This window comes from Mangrovimonas sp. DI 80 (assembly GCF_001975575.1).
In the GTDB taxonomy this organism is placed as follows: Bacteria; Bacteroidota; Bacteroidia; order Flavobacteriales; family Flavobacteriaceae; genus Mangrovimonas_A; species Mangrovimonas_A xylaniphaga.
In genome coordinates this window covers 22,316-36,123 of the sequence record NZ_MSDT01000001.1, presented here as the reverse complement: position 1 = coordinate 36,123, position 13,808 = coordinate 22,316, and the positions used below count along the sequence as shown (strand labels likewise).

At 38.1% G+C, this 13,808-nt stretch carries 14 protein-coding genes; 11 read left to right on the top strand and 3 right to left on the bottom strand.

Going from position 1 to position 13,808, the window contains the following annotated elements; translation table 11 throughout:
* The first annotated feature begins 14 nt into the window (after positions 1-14).
* From BKM32_RS00165 to BKM32_RS00155, 3 genes are all read left to right on the top strand, one after another.
* Entirely contained in the window at positions 15-2,078 is a 2,064-nt protein-coding gene (locus BKM32_RS00165; protein ID WP_083702037.1) for a M3 family metallopeptidase, read from the top strand.
* A gap of 83 nt (positions 2,079-2,161) precedes the next feature.
* Positions 2,162-2,461, top strand: a complete 300-nt coding sequence (locus tag BKM32_RS00160; protein ID WP_053975412.1) for an HPF/RaiA family ribosome-associated protein — start codon at positions 2,162-2,164, stop codon at positions 2,459-2,461.
* Between the two features lie 68 nt (positions 2,462-2,529).
* Positions 2,530-3,555 carry a DUF481 domain-containing protein gene (locus BKM32_RS00155; protein ID WP_076661928.1) on the top strand — a complete coding sequence of 342 codons (1,026 nt, stop codon included), beginning with the start codon at positions 2,530-2,532 and terminating at the stop codon, positions 3,553-3,555.
* Between the two features lie 2 nt (positions 3,556-3,557).
* Here BKM32_RS00155 and rlmH read toward each other — a convergent pair whose 3' ends face one another.
* Positions 3,558-4,031, bottom strand: a complete 474-nt coding sequence (gene rlmH / locus BKM32_RS00150) for a 23S rRNA (pseudouridine(1915)-N(3))-methyltransferase RlmH (protein ID WP_053975410.1) — start codon at positions 4,029-4,031, stop codon at positions 3,558-3,560.
* Positions 4,032-4,127: 96 nt separating this feature from the next.
* Here rlmH and nadC point away from each other — a divergent pair, with 96 nt between their 5' ends.
* The 3 genes from nadC to priA are packed head-to-tail and all read left to right on the top strand — an operon-like array spanning position 4,128 to position 8,421.
* The gene (nadC, locus tag BKM32_RS00145; protein WP_076661925.1) at positions 4,128-4,988 is read left to right on the top strand and encodes a carboxylating nicotinate-nucleotide diphosphorylase; all 861 of its coding nucleotides are present in this window, start codon (positions 4,128-4,130) and stop codon (positions 4,986-4,988) included.
* A 36-nt stretch (positions 4,989-5,024) separates the two neighbouring features.
* Positions 5,025-5,966 carry a YihY/virulence factor BrkB family protein gene (locus tag BKM32_RS00140; protein ID WP_076661923.1) on the top strand — a complete coding sequence of 314 codons (942 nt, stop codon included), beginning with the start codon at positions 5,025-5,027 and terminating at the stop codon, positions 5,964-5,966.
* A gap of 1 nt (position 5,967) precedes the next feature.
* Entirely contained in the window at positions 5,968-8,421 is a 2,454-nt protein-coding gene (gene priA, locus BKM32_RS00135; protein WP_076661921.1) for a primosomal protein N', read from the top strand.
* A 41-nt stretch (positions 8,422-8,462) separates the two neighbouring features.
* Here priA and BKM32_RS00130 read toward each other — a convergent pair whose 3' ends face one another.
* Positions 8,463-9,158 (bottom strand): LytTR family DNA-binding domain-containing protein, encoded by a 696-nt coding sequence (locus BKM32_RS00130; protein ID WP_053976999.1) that lies wholly within the window; start codon positions 9,156-9,158, stop codon positions 8,463-8,465.
* A 198-nt stretch (positions 9,159-9,356) separates the two neighbouring features.
* Here BKM32_RS00130 and rpsF point away from each other — a divergent pair, with 198 nt between their 5' ends.
* From rpsF to BKM32_RS00110, 4 genes are all read left to right on the top strand, one after another.
* Complete coding sequence (gene rpsF / locus BKM32_RS00125; protein WP_053975406.1) at positions 9,357-9,695, top strand: 30S ribosomal protein S6; 339 nt, start codon at positions 9,357-9,359, stop codon at positions 9,693-9,695.
* 3 nt (positions 9,696-9,698) lie between these two features.
* Entirely contained in the window at positions 9,699-9,995 is a 297-nt protein-coding gene (gene rpsR, locus BKM32_RS00120) for a 30S ribosomal protein S18 (RefSeq protein ID WP_053975405.1), read from the top strand.
* A gap of 13 nt (positions 9,996-10,008) precedes the next feature.
* Positions 10,009-10,458, top strand: a complete 450-nt coding sequence (gene rplI / locus BKM32_RS00115; protein WP_053975404.1) for a 50S ribosomal protein L9 — start codon at positions 10,009-10,011, stop codon at positions 10,456-10,458.
* A gap of 71 nt (positions 10,459-10,529) precedes the next feature.
* Entirely contained in the window at positions 10,530-10,997 is a 468-nt protein-coding gene (locus BKM32_RS00110) for a DUF6495 family protein (RefSeq protein ID WP_053975403.1), read from the top strand.
* A 4-nt stretch (positions 10,998-11,001) separates the two neighbouring features.
* Here the strand turns inward: BKM32_RS00110 and BKM32_RS00105 are convergent, their stop codons facing one another.
* Positions 11,002-12,243: an ABC transporter permease gene (locus tag BKM32_RS00105; protein WP_076661919.1), complete on the bottom strand. Its 1,242-nt coding sequence runs from the start codon at positions 12,241-12,243 to the stop codon at positions 11,002-11,004.
* Positions 12,244-12,374: 131 nt separating this feature from the next.
* Between BKM32_RS00105 and hisS the strand changes: the two genes are divergently transcribed.
* Positions 12,375-13,745 carry a histidine--tRNA ligase gene (gene hisS / locus BKM32_RS00100; protein ID WP_076661917.1) on the top strand — a complete coding sequence of 457 codons (1,371 nt, stop codon included), beginning with the start codon at positions 12,375-12,377 and terminating at the stop codon, positions 13,743-13,745.
* The last annotated feature ends 63 nt before the right edge of the window (positions 13,746-13,808 follow it).

Here is a 13,808-nt window from a genome sequence, read left to right as displayed (position 1 = left end):
TTAAAAATACTTTAATGAAAACTACTTTTTATTCACTTTTTACACTCTTATTGCTAATGGGATGTGCCGACAAAACTGAATCTGAACAGGTACAACTAAAAACGCTGTCAGAAAATAATCCTTTCAATGTTAAACTAAATGTTCCAATAGATTACGCATCTGTGGATGGTGCTGCTATAAAAGAATATGTAGCCACTACTATCGATAACGTGGTGACGGAGGTAGAAGCTATCAAAGGGCAGGAAACACCTACGTTTGAAAATACCTTTGTGGCGTACGACAGAATTAATAACCAATTGAGCAAGGCTAGTAACAATGCTTTCATGTTGTATTGGGTGTCTACAGATTCTATTGTGCGTGCTGAAGGTTTGAAAGGAAATCAGAAAGTGGATTCTTTGGGAACTGTGATTGGGTCTGATAAATTATTGTTTGAAAAGTTTGAAACCTTTGCAGCTTCAGAAGCTTACAATACCCTTCAGGGACACAAAAAGAAAATGGTAGATGACGTGATTGCAGGATTCAAGCAGTCTGGGGTTAATTTAAGCCCTGAAAACCTTGAGAAGTTTAAAACGCTTACAGCAGAAATTAGCGATTTGTCTTCACAGTATTCAACAAATATGAATACGGCTAATGAAGTGTTGACCTTAACAGAAGCCGAAACTGATGGTTTGCCAGAATCTTTCAAAGTGCAGTACAAACAAGAAGATGGTTCCTATGGTATTCCTGTAATCAATGCTACTAGAGTGACCATGTTGAACAACCCAAATAGTTCTGAGGTTAGAAAAGCCTACACTATTAAGTATGACAATCGTGGAGCCGATAAGAATTTAGAGATTTTAGACTCTTTGGTGAGCAAGCGTTACCAATTGGCTCAGTTGTTTGGAGCCAAATCTTATGCAGAGTATAATTTGAAATTGAAAATGGCCAAGACTCCAGAAACCGTATGGAACTTTATTGATGGTTTGGTAGCAGAATCTAAAGGTAAGGCTGTTGAAGATTTAAAAGTGTTGGAAGCTGTCGCGGCCAAGAAAGGACAAACAGTTAACGCTTGGGATTTGGGATATTATAAAGATCAAATCTTAAAGAATGACTACAACGTAGACCACGAAAAAATTAGGGAATATCTTCCAATGGATGCTTGTTTGGAAGGATTGTTTACTATTTATCAGCAGTTGTTGGGACTTGAATTCCGTAAGGCTGAAAATGCTTCAGTTTGGTCTGAAGAAGTGGAAGCTTACGAAGTGTTCGAGAACAACAAGTTGAAAGGACGTTTCTATTTGGATTTATATCCAAGACCTTTTAAAGAAACTTGGTTCTATGGGGTGCCATTAACTTATGGTAGACAAACTCCGGAAGGATATGAGGTACCTGTGGCTATGTTGTTGGGGAACTTTACCAAGCCAACTGAAGATATGCCTTCATTATTGACCTATAAAGAATTGAGCACGCTTTTCCATGAGTTTGGTCATATTGTAAACAGTATGTCTTACGATGGAGAATTCAATGTTCAGGCTCAGGCTAATTCCGATTTTGTGGAAGCTATGTCTCAAATTTTCGAAAACTGGATTGGAAACTATGAGATGTTGAGTTCTTTTGCGAAACATTACAAAACAGGAGAAGTATTCCCTAAGGAGTTGTTCGATAACATGAAAGCCTCTCAAAATGTATCTTCTGGTTTGAATGCACAGTCTATGTTGAGAAAGTGTATCTACGATATGAACCTTTATGACAAATACGATCCTGCCAACCCTGTAAATACAGATGAGATTTGGAAGAATATCGACAAACAAATGGGTGTTATGGATTGGTATGTTGAAGGAACACATCCGCAAGGAAGTTGGATCCACGTAAATACCCACCCAACTTACTATTACGGATATTTATGGTCTGAAGTATACGCTCAAGATATGTTTACCCTTTTCGAGAAAAATGGTTTGACAGATCAAGAAACGGGCGTTCGCTACAGAAAGTTGATCTTATCCAATGGTAGTCAACGCGATGTGGTAAGTGCTGTGGAAGAGTTTTTGGGAAGACCTTCAAACAACGAAGCGTATATAAAAAGTTTAGGATTGGAGTAATTTGGTAACTATGATGGTGGTCATATTTTGTTTGGGTTAAGGGCTGTAAATTGCAGTATGTTTAACCCTTAAAAGCCACAATCATGAAAATCAAAATTCAATACGTAAATCTAGATAACAGTAATTCTTTATCTACTTACACAATTCAAAAACTTGAAGGATTAGCAAAAAAATATGATTGGGTAATCAATTGCAGCGTTTCTTTTAAAGAAGATAACAATTATCAAAAAAATTGGAAAATTTGTAATATGGAATTGAGTTTGCCTGGTCCAAGAATTTTTGCTTCTTCCACAGAACGTAATTTTGAAATGGCGGTTAAGGAAACCATTGGCGATTTGGAAAAACAGTTGAAAAAGAGAAAACAATTGTTTGCAACGTATTGATTTCGTGGAGTAAGTGATTTTTTCTATATTAGAACATCGTTTTAATTTGTTAAAATCCCTCTCCAAATATGAAACAAAACTTACTCTACGCTTTAGTGGTGGTTTTGGTCACAGTATTGCAAGGCAATGCGCAAAATGACACCATTGTTTTAAAGAACAACAATACCATTGTTGGGACGATGAAAGAAATGAACAATGGGGTGTTGACCATAGAGACCGATTATAGTAAAGACGATTTTAGAATAAAATGGCTGCATGTGAAAAAAGTAAAAAGCATGCAGCTTTTTTTAATCAATCTATCCAACGGAAGACGTTTTAATGGCTCCATTAAAATGTCGGAAGAACAGCCCAATGAGGTGCTTTTGGTGAATGAGGATGAAACCCTCACCGTAAAGGTGGATGAGATTGTCTATTTCAAGGAAGTGGAATCCGATTTTATTTCTAGGGTAGATGCTGAGGTCTCGGTGGGTTTCAATTTCACCAAGTTGAATAACTTGGCCCAGTTGACCATTAACAGCAAGATTTCCTATACGGGAAGCAAATGGTTTTTTAACGGGGGATATAATCGGGTGAGTAGTAGTCAGGATAATGTGGAATCGACTATCCGTACCGATGCTACTTTAGGATCCCGTTATTTTCTTAAAAAAGACTGGTTTGCCTTGGCTTCGGCAAATTTCCTTTCCAATGACGAACAGAAATTAAAACTACGTACCGCTATTCAAGGTGGTATTGGAAAGTATATCATTCATTCCAACAAAATGTATTTGGCTTCTGGAGGGGGATTGGCATGGAACAACGAGCGCTATACAGATGCCGATATCAATAACCGAAACAGTTTGGAAGCCTTTGTGTCGGTAGAGGCCAATTTGTTCGATTTTGATGATTTCGATTTGTATACTCACGTAACGGGCTATCCCAGTTTAACGGAGAGCGGACGTTTTCGTACCGACCTTAATGTGACCGCCAAATACGATTTGCCTTTCAATTTGTTTATCAAGCTAGGGCTTACCTATAACTACGATAACAAACCAGTTGAAGGAGCTTCTACCAATGACTATGTGTTTCAGGCCACTTTTGGTTGGGACACCGATTAAGCTTAACGGTGATGGTAGGGTTCATTTTTCAAGATGGTGAAGGCTCTATAGAGTTGTTCAATCATAAATAAACGTACCATTTGGTGTGAAAAGGTCATTTTGGACAAGGAAACTTTCCCTTGAGCTTTTTGATATACTTCAGGTGAAAAACCATAAGGCCCGCCAATGACAAACACCAATTGCTTAATGCCAGAATTCATATGTTTTTGTAGGTATTCCGAAAAGTTGACGGAGTCCATTTGCTTACCATTTTCATCCAATAAAATCAGAACATCTGTGGGTTGGAGTTTGTTTAAAATCAGTTCACCTTCTTTTTGCTTTTGTTGTGCTTCGCTGAGGTGCTTTACCTTTTTAAGGTCAGGGATGATGTCCAAGTCGAACTTAATGTAAAATCCAAGGCGCTTTTCGTAATCGTTGATTAGGGATTGTAAGTCCTTAGAATCGGTTTTCCCTATGGCTAAAAGTTTTATGGTCATGCGGCAAAATTACAACTAAAGATTGTGAATTGAAATCTGGATATGGAATTCCATTATCGGAAATCTATTCTTATTTTAGCATAAAATATAGTTATCATGATTTCCGAAGCTCAATTTAATAACGAATTAGAATTAATCATTGCCAATGCCATCCGGGAGGATGTGGGTGATGGAGATCATAGCTCATTGGCGTGCATTCCTGTAACAGCAGTGGGGAAGGCGAAACTTTTGGTAAAGGATAATGGAATTATAGCAGGGGTAGATTTCGCCAGAATGGTCTTTAAAACTGTCGATAAAAATCTATCGATGAAAACCTTTATTAAAGATGGTCGTACGGTTCAAAAAGGAGATGTGGTATTTTATGTGGAAGGGCCTTCTCAATCCATACTCAAGGCTGAACGTTTGGTGTTGAATGCCATGCAGCGCATGAGCGCCATTGCCACTAAAACCAAAAAATATGTAGATTTATTGGAGGGCACCAAAACCAAGTTGTTGGATACAAGAAAAACTACGCCGGGAATTCGCGCTTTGGAAAAATGGGCAGTAAAAATTGGTGGGGGAGAAAATCACCGTTTTGCCCTTTATGATATGATCATGCTCAAGGACAATCATATTGATTTTGCGGGAGGCGTTACTAAGGCCATTACTAAGACGAAGCAGTATTTGCAAGATACTAATAAGGACCTGAAAATAATTGTGGAGGCTAGGGACTTTAATGAAATAAAAGAGATTCTTGAAAATGAAGGTGTGTATAGAATCTTGATTGATAATTTTAATTACGAGGATACCAAAAAGGCCGTTGCAATGATTGGAGATAAATGTTTGACAGAGTCCTCTGGAGGTATCACCGAAGCTAGTATTCGAGAGTATGCCCTATGTGGTGTGGATTATATTTCCTCAGGAGCCTTGACGCATTCTGTCAACAATATGGATTTAAGTTTAAAAGCTGTAGAATAATCATTGTTTTAAAAAGTTAAGCAAATAACATAATCTATGACCAAATCCTTAGAAGAAAAGCTAGAGTCAATTCCCGTTATAAGCACCTTTATGCGGTTGTTGAAAAAAATCCAGCTTCCAGCCTTAGAGGGTTTGACATTATATGATTTACTGAAGCTTTACATCACTGGAATCGTAAAGGGGGCGGTAACCTCCAGGGCCAGTGCCATTGCCTTTAGCTTTTTTACAGCTATTTTTCCTTTTCTTCTGTTCATTTTAATCTTGATTCCACATATTCCCATTGATGGGTTTAGAGAGGAGTTTTTGATGTTTTTGGAATCCTTTCTACCTCCAAAAACCTCCGATTTTTTCTTTGCGAATATTTTCGGAAATATTGAGAATAATGAACGAGGCGGCTTGCTGTCTTCCGTGTTTTTACTGTCTATCATGCTTATGGCCAATGGGGTGAGTGCTGTATTTTCTGGTTTTGAAAGTTCCTATCATGAGCAGCTTACCAGAAGTGTGTTTAGGCAATATTTGTTGGCAGTGGGAGTGGCTTTGATTTTGGCGCTTTTGCTCATTATTACCGTGGCCATTTTTGGATATTTCGAGATTTACATCATTCAACCGCTTTTGGATAGTTTGCATCAGCAAGGGCTAGCTCCAAAAGAAAGCAATGTAACTTGGCTTATCGTTGCCAAATATGTCTTTTTTGTGTTGATGGTTTATATTGCTACAGCCGTATTGTACTATTTTGGAACCAAAGAAGGGAAATCTTCAAAGTTCTTTTCGGTTGGGGCCTTGCTTACAACCTTACTCATCATTTTAAACTCCTATTTTTTTGGTATTTATATAGAAAACTTTTCACAGTATAATGAGCTCTATGGTTCCATTGGGGCTTTATTGATCCTTCTTTTTTATCTGTGGTTGAATTCCAATATTCTGTTGTTGGGCTATGAACTCAATGCGACTATCAATCGTTTAAAGAAAGGAGTTTAGTATGCCGAATTTTATAGATGTTATATTACCGATTCCTTTGGAAAAGCAGTTCACCTACCATATCACGGAGGCTGAAGCTGAATTTTTAAAACCAGGAATGCGTGTATCCGTGCCTTTTGGAAAGAGCAAAATTTATTCGGCCATTGTGTTGAGTGTGCATACCGAAAAACCTTTGGCCTATGAGGCTAAGGACATCCATCAGATTTTGGATGAGGTACCAATTGTGACGGAAACCCAAATTTTACACTGGAAATGGATTGCCAAATATTACTTGTCCACTTTGGGTGAAGTGATGCGTTCGGCACTTCCTGGTGCATTTATTTTGGAGAGTGAAACGGTAATTACAAAAGGGGAGGCGGTTATTGAAGATGAAGGAGATTTACGGGATGATGAATTCCTGGTGTATGAGGCGCTTCAATATCAATCGTCCTTGAAAATTCAGGATTTGGAAAGTATTCTGGATCGGAAAAATGTATTGCCCATCCTTAAACGCTTGCTGGAAAAGAATATCATTTCTGTTGAAGAGGAAGTTTACGAAAAATATAAGCCTAAACTGGTGCGCTATGTAAAACTAGGAGCGTCATATACTTCCGAAGATAAACTTAAGGAGCTTTTGGAACAATTGTCTAGAGCACCTAAACAAAGGGAGGTGGTGATGAGCTTGTTTATGCTTTCTGCCAAAACCCAAAAACCTGTAAAAGTATCTGACTTGTCTGAAGAGAGTGGCGCTTCGTCTGCAATTGTAAAGGCATTGATAGACAAAGGCATCTTTGAGGAATACCATATACAAACAGATCGAGTGCAGTATGACGGTGACGAAAATATGGCCTCCAAAAATCTTAATCCTTATCAGGAAACGGCTTTACAGGAAATAAAGGATGCTTTTGAAACCCAAAATATCACCTTGCTTCATGGGGTAACTTCTTCTGGAAAAACGGAGATTTATGTGAAGCTCATTGAGGAAATGGTGGACCAAGGGAAACAGGTGCTGTATCTCTTACCTGAAATTGCTTTAACTACGCAGCTGGTCAACAGGCTTCAGGATTATTTTGGAGAGAAGGTGTCGGTGTTTCATTCCAAATATTCTTCTCATGAACGGGTTGAGGTTTGGAACAATGTGTTGAACAATGCTCCAAAAGCCCAAATTATATTGGGAGCGCGTTCCTCGGTGATGTTGCCCTTTCAAAATTTAGGATTGATTATTGTGGACGAAGAACATGAATCGTCCTTTAAGCAATTTGATCCTTCGCCGCGTTACCATGCCAGGGATACTGCTGTGGTACTAGCAAGTCTGTTTAAGGCGAAAACTTTGTTAGGTTCGGCAACCCCAAGTTTGGAAAGCTATTTTAATGCACAGCAGGGAAAATACGGTTTTGTGGAGTTAACGCATCGTTTTAATAATGTGCTGATGCCAGATATTGAGTTGGTCGATATCAAAGACAAGCACAAAAGAAAACGGATGAACGGTCACTTCAGTGATCGTTTGATTGAAGAAATTTCAGAAACCTTGTCCGAAGGGCATCAGGTGATCTTGTTTCAAAATCGTCGAGGGTTTTCTCCAATTGTGGAATGTAATACCTGTGGGCATTCTCCACAATGTCCCAATTGCGATGTGAGTTTAACCTATCATCAATATAAAAGAGAGTTACGTTGCCACTATTGCAGCTATCACATGGCCATGCAACAAAGTTGTCAAGCTTGTGGAAGTGCTGAGTTGGATAGTAAAGGATTTGGGACCGAACAAGTGGAAGAGGAGGCGAAGGCCTTATTTCCAAATCAAAAGGTGGGACGGATGGATTTGGATACCACAAGAGGAAAGTTTGGTTACGAAAAAATCATCACGGCCTTTGAGCAGCAGGAAATCGATATTTTGGTGGGAACCCAAATGCTTACCAAAGGGCTTGATTTTAGAAATGTAAAGTTGGTAGGTGTCATGAATGCCGATAACCTATTGAACTTCCCTGACTTTAGGGCCCATGAACGTAGTTATCAGCTTATGGTGCAAGTGTCAGGTAGGGCAGGGCGTACCGATATTAGAGGGAAAGTATTGATTCAAACTTACGATCCACACCATCGTATTCTACAGCAGGTTTCTACCAATAGTTATCTGGATATGTACAAGGAGCAATTGGACGAGCGCTACAACTTTAAATATCCGCCTATTTATAGATTGATTAAAATTACCCTTAAGCATAAGGATTATAATCGGGTAAATGTTGCTGCCGATTGGTATGCGAAGTCCTTAAGGCAGTTTTTTGGAGAATATGTGTTGGGGCCGGAGTTTCCTCCTGTGGCTAGAATTAGAAACAACTACCATAAAAACATTTTGGTGAAAATTCCGCAGAAGCAGTCATTGGCAAAAACAAAAGAAGCTATCGTTAGAATAAACAATAGCTTCAATAGTGTTAAAGATTTTAGGGCTGTAAGAGTAGTTCTTAATGTTGACAATTATTAATAATGACTTTATCCTTACCTAAACTTTAGGGGAGTGTCCTATTAAATATTATTTAAAGCGTCTACCAGTTGGGTCTTTTTGTTTCTACTTAACGGAATCTCGTAAGCGCCAACTTCTACATTTTTACTGTTGAATCTGTCTACCTTGTCAAGGTTAACGATATATGATTTGTGGATTCTTAAAAACTTGCCTTCTGGAAGTTCTTTTTCAAAAGCTTTCATTGTAGAAAGTACTACAAGGCTATTTTCCTCGGTTACCAATTTTACGTAGTCACCAAGAGCTTCAATCCATTTTATGTCCTTAATATATACTTTACGTTTTTTAAGGTTGCTCTTTACAAAGATGTGCTCGCCATCAGTTTCGTTAAAGTCCATTTTAAGCTTGTGCTGTTCAATGGCCTTATCTACTGAAATATTAAAGCGTTCTCTTGTGATTGGTTTTTGAAGGTAGTCGGTAGCGTCGTAATTAAATGCTTTAAAGGCATACTCTGTTTTACCGGTCACAAAAATAATTTGGGGCTTATTATTTAATACGTCCAATAACTCAAACCCATTCAAAACGGGCATTTCGATGTCTAAAAAGATTAAATCGACTTTGTGCGTGTTTAAACCATTTTTGGTTTCCAAAGCACTGCTGTATTCAGCAATTAAATTAAGAGAAGGGTGGTTCTCTATTAACTTTACGATGGATAAGCGTTGTATCGCGGAATCATCAACTACTACACAGTTTAAAGTCATAACATTGTTGTGTTTTAGGTTAAGATATCGACAATAGTACAAAAAATTCGGATAAAAACCAAAAAACATCGGTAAAACGTTATTTTTAACAAAAATTTATTGAGGAGCAAAGTCCTGTTTTTTAATTGGAAAAATGTTGTTAGTGTTGGAAATAATAGTTATTTTTGCACCCATTTTTAATTATAAATACATTTTTATATGAATCATTATGAAACTGTTTTCATCTTAAATCCCGTTTTATCTGAGACTCAGGTAAAGGAAACAGTAGAGAAATACGAAGATTTTCTTGTTTCTAGAGGGGCAAAGATGATAGCCAAAGAAGATTGGGGGCTTAAAAAATTGGCGTATCCAATCCAAAACAAAAAAAGTGGTTTCTATCACTTATTTGAGTACACTGTAGATGGTGAGGTTATTTCTCCGCTAGAATTGGAGTTCAGACGTGACGAGCGTTTTATGCGTTACTTGACCGTGAAATTAGACAAGCATGCAATTGCTTGGGCTGAAAAGAGAAGAACTAGAAACAAACAAAAAGCGTAAATTATGTCTTCAATCGAACAACAAGCAAAAGGAAAGAAAGATGGAGAGATCAGATATCTTACTCCATTAAACATCGATACTAGCAAAACGAAGAAATATTGTCGTTTTAAAAAGTCTGGAATCAAGTATGTTGATTACAAAGATCCAGATTTCTTATTGAAGTTTGTAAACGAGCAAGGTAAATTGTTACCAAGACGTTTAACAGGAACTTCTTTGAAATACCAAAGAAAAGTATCTGTAGCTGTAAAGAGAGCGCGTCACCTTGCGTTGATGCCATATGTAGCAGATTTATTAAAATAAAATACCAATAACTATGGAACTTATATTAAGACAAGACGTTGAAAATTTAGGATTTAAAGACGATATTGTAACAGTTAAGAACGGTTATGGTAGAAACTTTTTGATTCCTCAAGGATTTGCTGTAATGGCTACAGCTTCTGCTAAAAAAGTATTGGCAGAGACTTTAAAGCAAAGAGCTTTTAAAGAAAAGAAAATTGTTGACGAAGCTACTAAAATTGCTGAGGCTTTGAAAGCTTTGGAAATCAAGATCGCTTCTAAGGCTGGTGCTGGAGATAAATTGTTTGGTTCTGTAACCAGCATTGATTTGGCTGATGCTTTACAAAAAGAAGGTCACACTATCGAGAAGAAATTCATCAATGTAATTGGTGGTTCTGTTAAGAGATTAGGAAAATACGAGGCAGTTGTAAGATTGCACCGTGAAGTGACTGTTGCTTTACCATTCGAAGTTATTGCTGAAGCATAGTTCGCAACATCATATTACAAAAAAGCCTCAACCCTTTGGATTGAGGCTTTTTAATTATATAAAATTTACATATGAAATATTCAAGGCTTACCAAAGAGCAATTTGAAGAATTGCACAAAGAGTTTATCAATTTTTTGGCAACGCAATCCATTACTGCAGATGAATGGGCAGATATTAAAGCCAACAAACCCGAAGTAGCGGAACAGGAGCTTGATGTGTTCAGTGATTTGGTTTGGGAAGGTGTTTTGGGAAAGGTGGATTATTTAGAACATATTTCACCCCAACAGATACACTTGTTCTATTTCACCGAAGAGCACATGCAGCTTATTGCCATTCATCTTAAAAATGCCATTGATTTAACTTCAAGGGATGGTTTTAATTGGTTGCGTGAAAACCTGATGGATGAGGACGTAGAGTTCTTAAATGCAAAAAAAGAGTATACCGAAGATAAGGCTTTAGATAAGTTTAAGCTCATCCAGCAAGGTGGGGTAATCACCAAAGGTGAACTTTATACCTATTTTGATAAGCTTATCAATTAATAGGCTACTCGTATCTTAAGGATTCAATAGGATCTAATTTGGCGGCTTTGATGGCGGGAAGCAGTCCTGCCACAATAGCCACAACAAAGGCAATGGTAAAAGCCGAGAACATGGCCAGCCATGGAATGACAAAATCGAAGTCGGCTATCTTTGCAAAGGCAAACCCGATAATACTACCTAGTATAATGCCTACAATTCCACCCATTTGCCCAATAAGAATAGCTTCCATAAAAAACTGAAAAGCAATGGTTTTTCGTTTGGCACCCAAAGCTTTTCTAACCCCTATTTCACGGGTGCGTTCCGTAACCGAAACAAACAAGATGTTCATTAAAGCTATGGATGAGCCAATGATGGTAATGATGCTAATCACCCAAGCAGCGATGTAGAGGTACGTGGTCATGGAACCAATTCGGTTCAAAAGATCGTCGCTACGTTCAATGGCAAAGTTGTCTTCTTCAACAGGGTTAAGTTTTCTAATATTTCTAAAGGTGCTTACGGCATGGTCCTGCGCGCCTTCAAGCATGTCATTTTTGTCGGTTTTTACGCTAATGCTGTAATTGATGTCAGCATTGGTAAACATGCTTCTGGCTTTTTGCAGCGGAATGATCATTCTAAGATCCTGGTTGTTTCCAAAAGTGGACCCTTTAGATTTTAGGACTCCAATTACTTTAAACTTTGCCCCGCGAACACTTAACACTTGATTGATGGGATTAATGTTGTCCAACAGTGCTTTTTTAAGGTCGCTTCCTATAACGCAGACACCATTATTGTTTTCAATGTCAAAAAAGTTGAAGTCTCTACCGTCTTCAATTTCAAGCCCCGAATTTTGGATAAATTGCTCATTGGCCCCAATTACAGCAACTTCTGGATCGGTTTTTTTGTTTTCATATTTTACTTCTGCGGAAGAAGTCCCGTAAAACGAAATAGAAGTTTGGGTATAGGGATAATTGTATTGGTCTTCAAAATCCTTTGCATTTCGATAGGTAATGATTGGGTTGTTTTTGGGACGTTCCCTTCTCCCGTGGCGTTCCACTGTAAACTTATAGCGTTGGATGTTGAAAGTATTGGCTCCCATAGAGGAAAAGTCGCTTGAAATGGTGTGTTCCAAATTGGAAACAGCGCTCAAAATACCCACCAAGGCCGTAATGCCAATGGCAATGATCAAAACAGTTAAAACAGTACGTAATACTTGACTTTTTACAGAGTCTAGGGCGATTTTAAAATTTTCTTTGGCCAGTGAAAACATTCAAAAGGAATTCTATAATTGGTGTCTTTATCTATAAGACTTTAAATACCCAATAAAGTTACTATAAAATCGAAATAACTTATGACTGCCAGTAAAAATTATAATATTTTTGTGGTTCAATAACGTTAGATATGGCAAAAAAACCGGGAATACCAAAAGGTACGAGAGATTTTGGCCCCATGGAGGTGGCAAAGCGAAATTATATTTTCAATACGATTAAGGCAAACTTTGAAGCCTTTGGGTTTCAACCTATAGAAACGCCAAGTTTTGAGAATTCGGAAACCTTAATGGGGAAATATGGTGATGAAGGTGACCGCCTTATTTTCAAGATTTTGAATTCCGGGGATTTTTTAGGAAAGGTAGACGATGCATTATATGCTGAAAAAGATGCCCAAAAAATGACCTCCAAAATTTCCGAAAAGGCCCTGCGTTATGACTTAACGGTGCCATTTGCTAGATACGTGGTACAGCACCAAAACGAAATTGAATTTCCGTTTAAGCGTTACCAGATCCAACCGGTTTGGAGAGCCGATAGACCGCAGAAGGGACGTTTTAGAGAATTTTATCAATGTGATGCGGATGTAGTGGGATCTAAATCCCTATGGCAGGAAGTGGAGTTTGTACAGTTGTACGATGCGGTATTTACAGCGTTGAAGTTAAAAGGTGTGACCATAAAAATCAACAATCGAAAAATATTGTCTGGTATTGCCGAAGTGATTGGTGCACATGATAAATTGATCGATTTCACAGTGGCCTTGGACAAGCTTGATAAAATAGGTGAGGAGAAAGTTAAGGAAGAAATGTTGGGCAAAGGGATTCCGCAGGAGGGCATTGATAAATTGCAGCCATTGTTTTCACTTTCTGGAACTTTTGAAGAGCAGGTGGCTGTGCTAGGTGAAATCTTAAATACTTCGGAAGAAGGTAAAAAAGGAATCGAAGAATTACAGTTCATTGACAATGCCATTACCGAATTAGGATTGCAAACTGCCAAGTTGCAATTGGATGTGACTTTGGCTAGAGGTTTAAATTACTATACCGGGGCTATTTTTGAAGTGTCTGCGCCAAAAGGCGTTGCTATGGGTTCTATTGGTGGCGGAGGTCGTTATGATGACCTAACCGGAATTTTTGGGTTGAAAGATGTAAGTGGTGTGGGAATTAGTTTTGGATTGGACAGAATATATTTAGTTTTGGAGGAATTGGATTTGTTCCCTCCAACCATTACCGAAAACATAAAAGTTTTGTTTATCAATTTTGGAGAAGGCGAAGCCTTAGGTTGTTTAAAGGCTATTAAGGAACTTCGTAGGCAAGGAGTGGCCGCAGAAATGTATCCAGATGCCGCTAAAATGAAAAAGCAAATGAACTTTGCCAATAAACGCGAAGTGCCGTTTGTGGTGATGGTAGGGGAGTCTGAATTGAATTCAAATACCTTTACCTTAAAAAACATGGCTACTGGAGAACAGCAAACCATATTCCTAGAAGAATTGGTGGGAAGACTTAAATAACAAAACTATTATAAATTAAAAAAGCCCTGAGATTACTCGGGGCTTTTTTATGTTGTTGTTTAC

What these genes read in the sequence shown, in the direction of transcription:
- BKM32_RS00165 (WP_083702037.1), top strand. Translation starts at nt 15, where the DNA reads ATGAAAACTACTTTTTATTCACTTTTTACACTCTTATTGCTAATGGGA.
- BKM32_RS00160 (WP_053975412.1), top strand. Translation starts at nt 2,162, where the DNA reads ATGAAAATCAAAATTCAATACGTAAATCTAGATAACAGTAATTCTTTA.
- BKM32_RS00155 (WP_076661928.1), top strand. Translation starts at nt 2,530, where the DNA reads ATGAAACAAAACTTACTCTACGCTTTAGTGGTGGTTTTGGTCACAGTA.
- rlmH (WP_053975410.1), bottom strand. Translation starts at nt 4,031, where the DNA reads ATGACCATAAAACTTTTAGCCATAGGGAAAACCGATTCTAAGGACTTA.
- nadC (WP_076661925.1), top strand. Translation starts at nt 4,128, where the DNA reads ATGATTTCCGAAGCTCAATTTAATAACGAATTAGAATTAATCATTGCC.
- BKM32_RS00140 (WP_076661923.1), top strand. Translation starts at nt 5,025, where the DNA reads ATGACCAAATCCTTAGAAGAAAAGCTAGAGTCAATTCCCGTTATAAGC.
- priA (WP_076661921.1), top strand. Translation starts at nt 5,968, where the DNA reads ATGCCGAATTTTATAGATGTTATATTACCGATTCCTTTGGAAAAGCAG.
- BKM32_RS00130 (WP_053976999.1), bottom strand. Translation starts at nt 9,158, where the DNA reads ATGACTTTAAACTGTGTAGTAGTTGATGATTCCGCGATACAACGCTTA.
- rpsF (WP_053975406.1), top strand. Translation starts at nt 9,357, where the DNA reads ATGAATCATTATGAAACTGTTTTCATCTTAAATCCCGTTTTATCTGAG.
- rpsR (WP_053975405.1), top strand. Translation starts at nt 9,699, where the DNA reads ATGTCTTCAATCGAACAACAAGCAAAAGGAAAGAAAGATGGAGAGATC.
- rplI (WP_053975404.1), top strand. Translation starts at nt 10,009, where the DNA reads ATGGAACTTATATTAAGACAAGACGTTGAAAATTTAGGATTTAAAGAC.
- BKM32_RS00110 (WP_053975403.1), top strand. Translation starts at nt 10,530, where the DNA reads ATGAAATATTCAAGGCTTACCAAAGAGCAATTTGAAGAATTGCACAAA.
- BKM32_RS00105 (WP_076661919.1), bottom strand. Translation starts at nt 12,243, where the DNA reads ATGTTTTCACTGGCCAAAGAAAATTTTAAAATCGCCCTAGACTCTGTA.
- hisS (WP_076661917.1), top strand. Translation starts at nt 12,375, where the DNA reads ATGGCAAAAAAACCGGGAATACCAAAAGGTACGAGAGATTTTGGCCCC.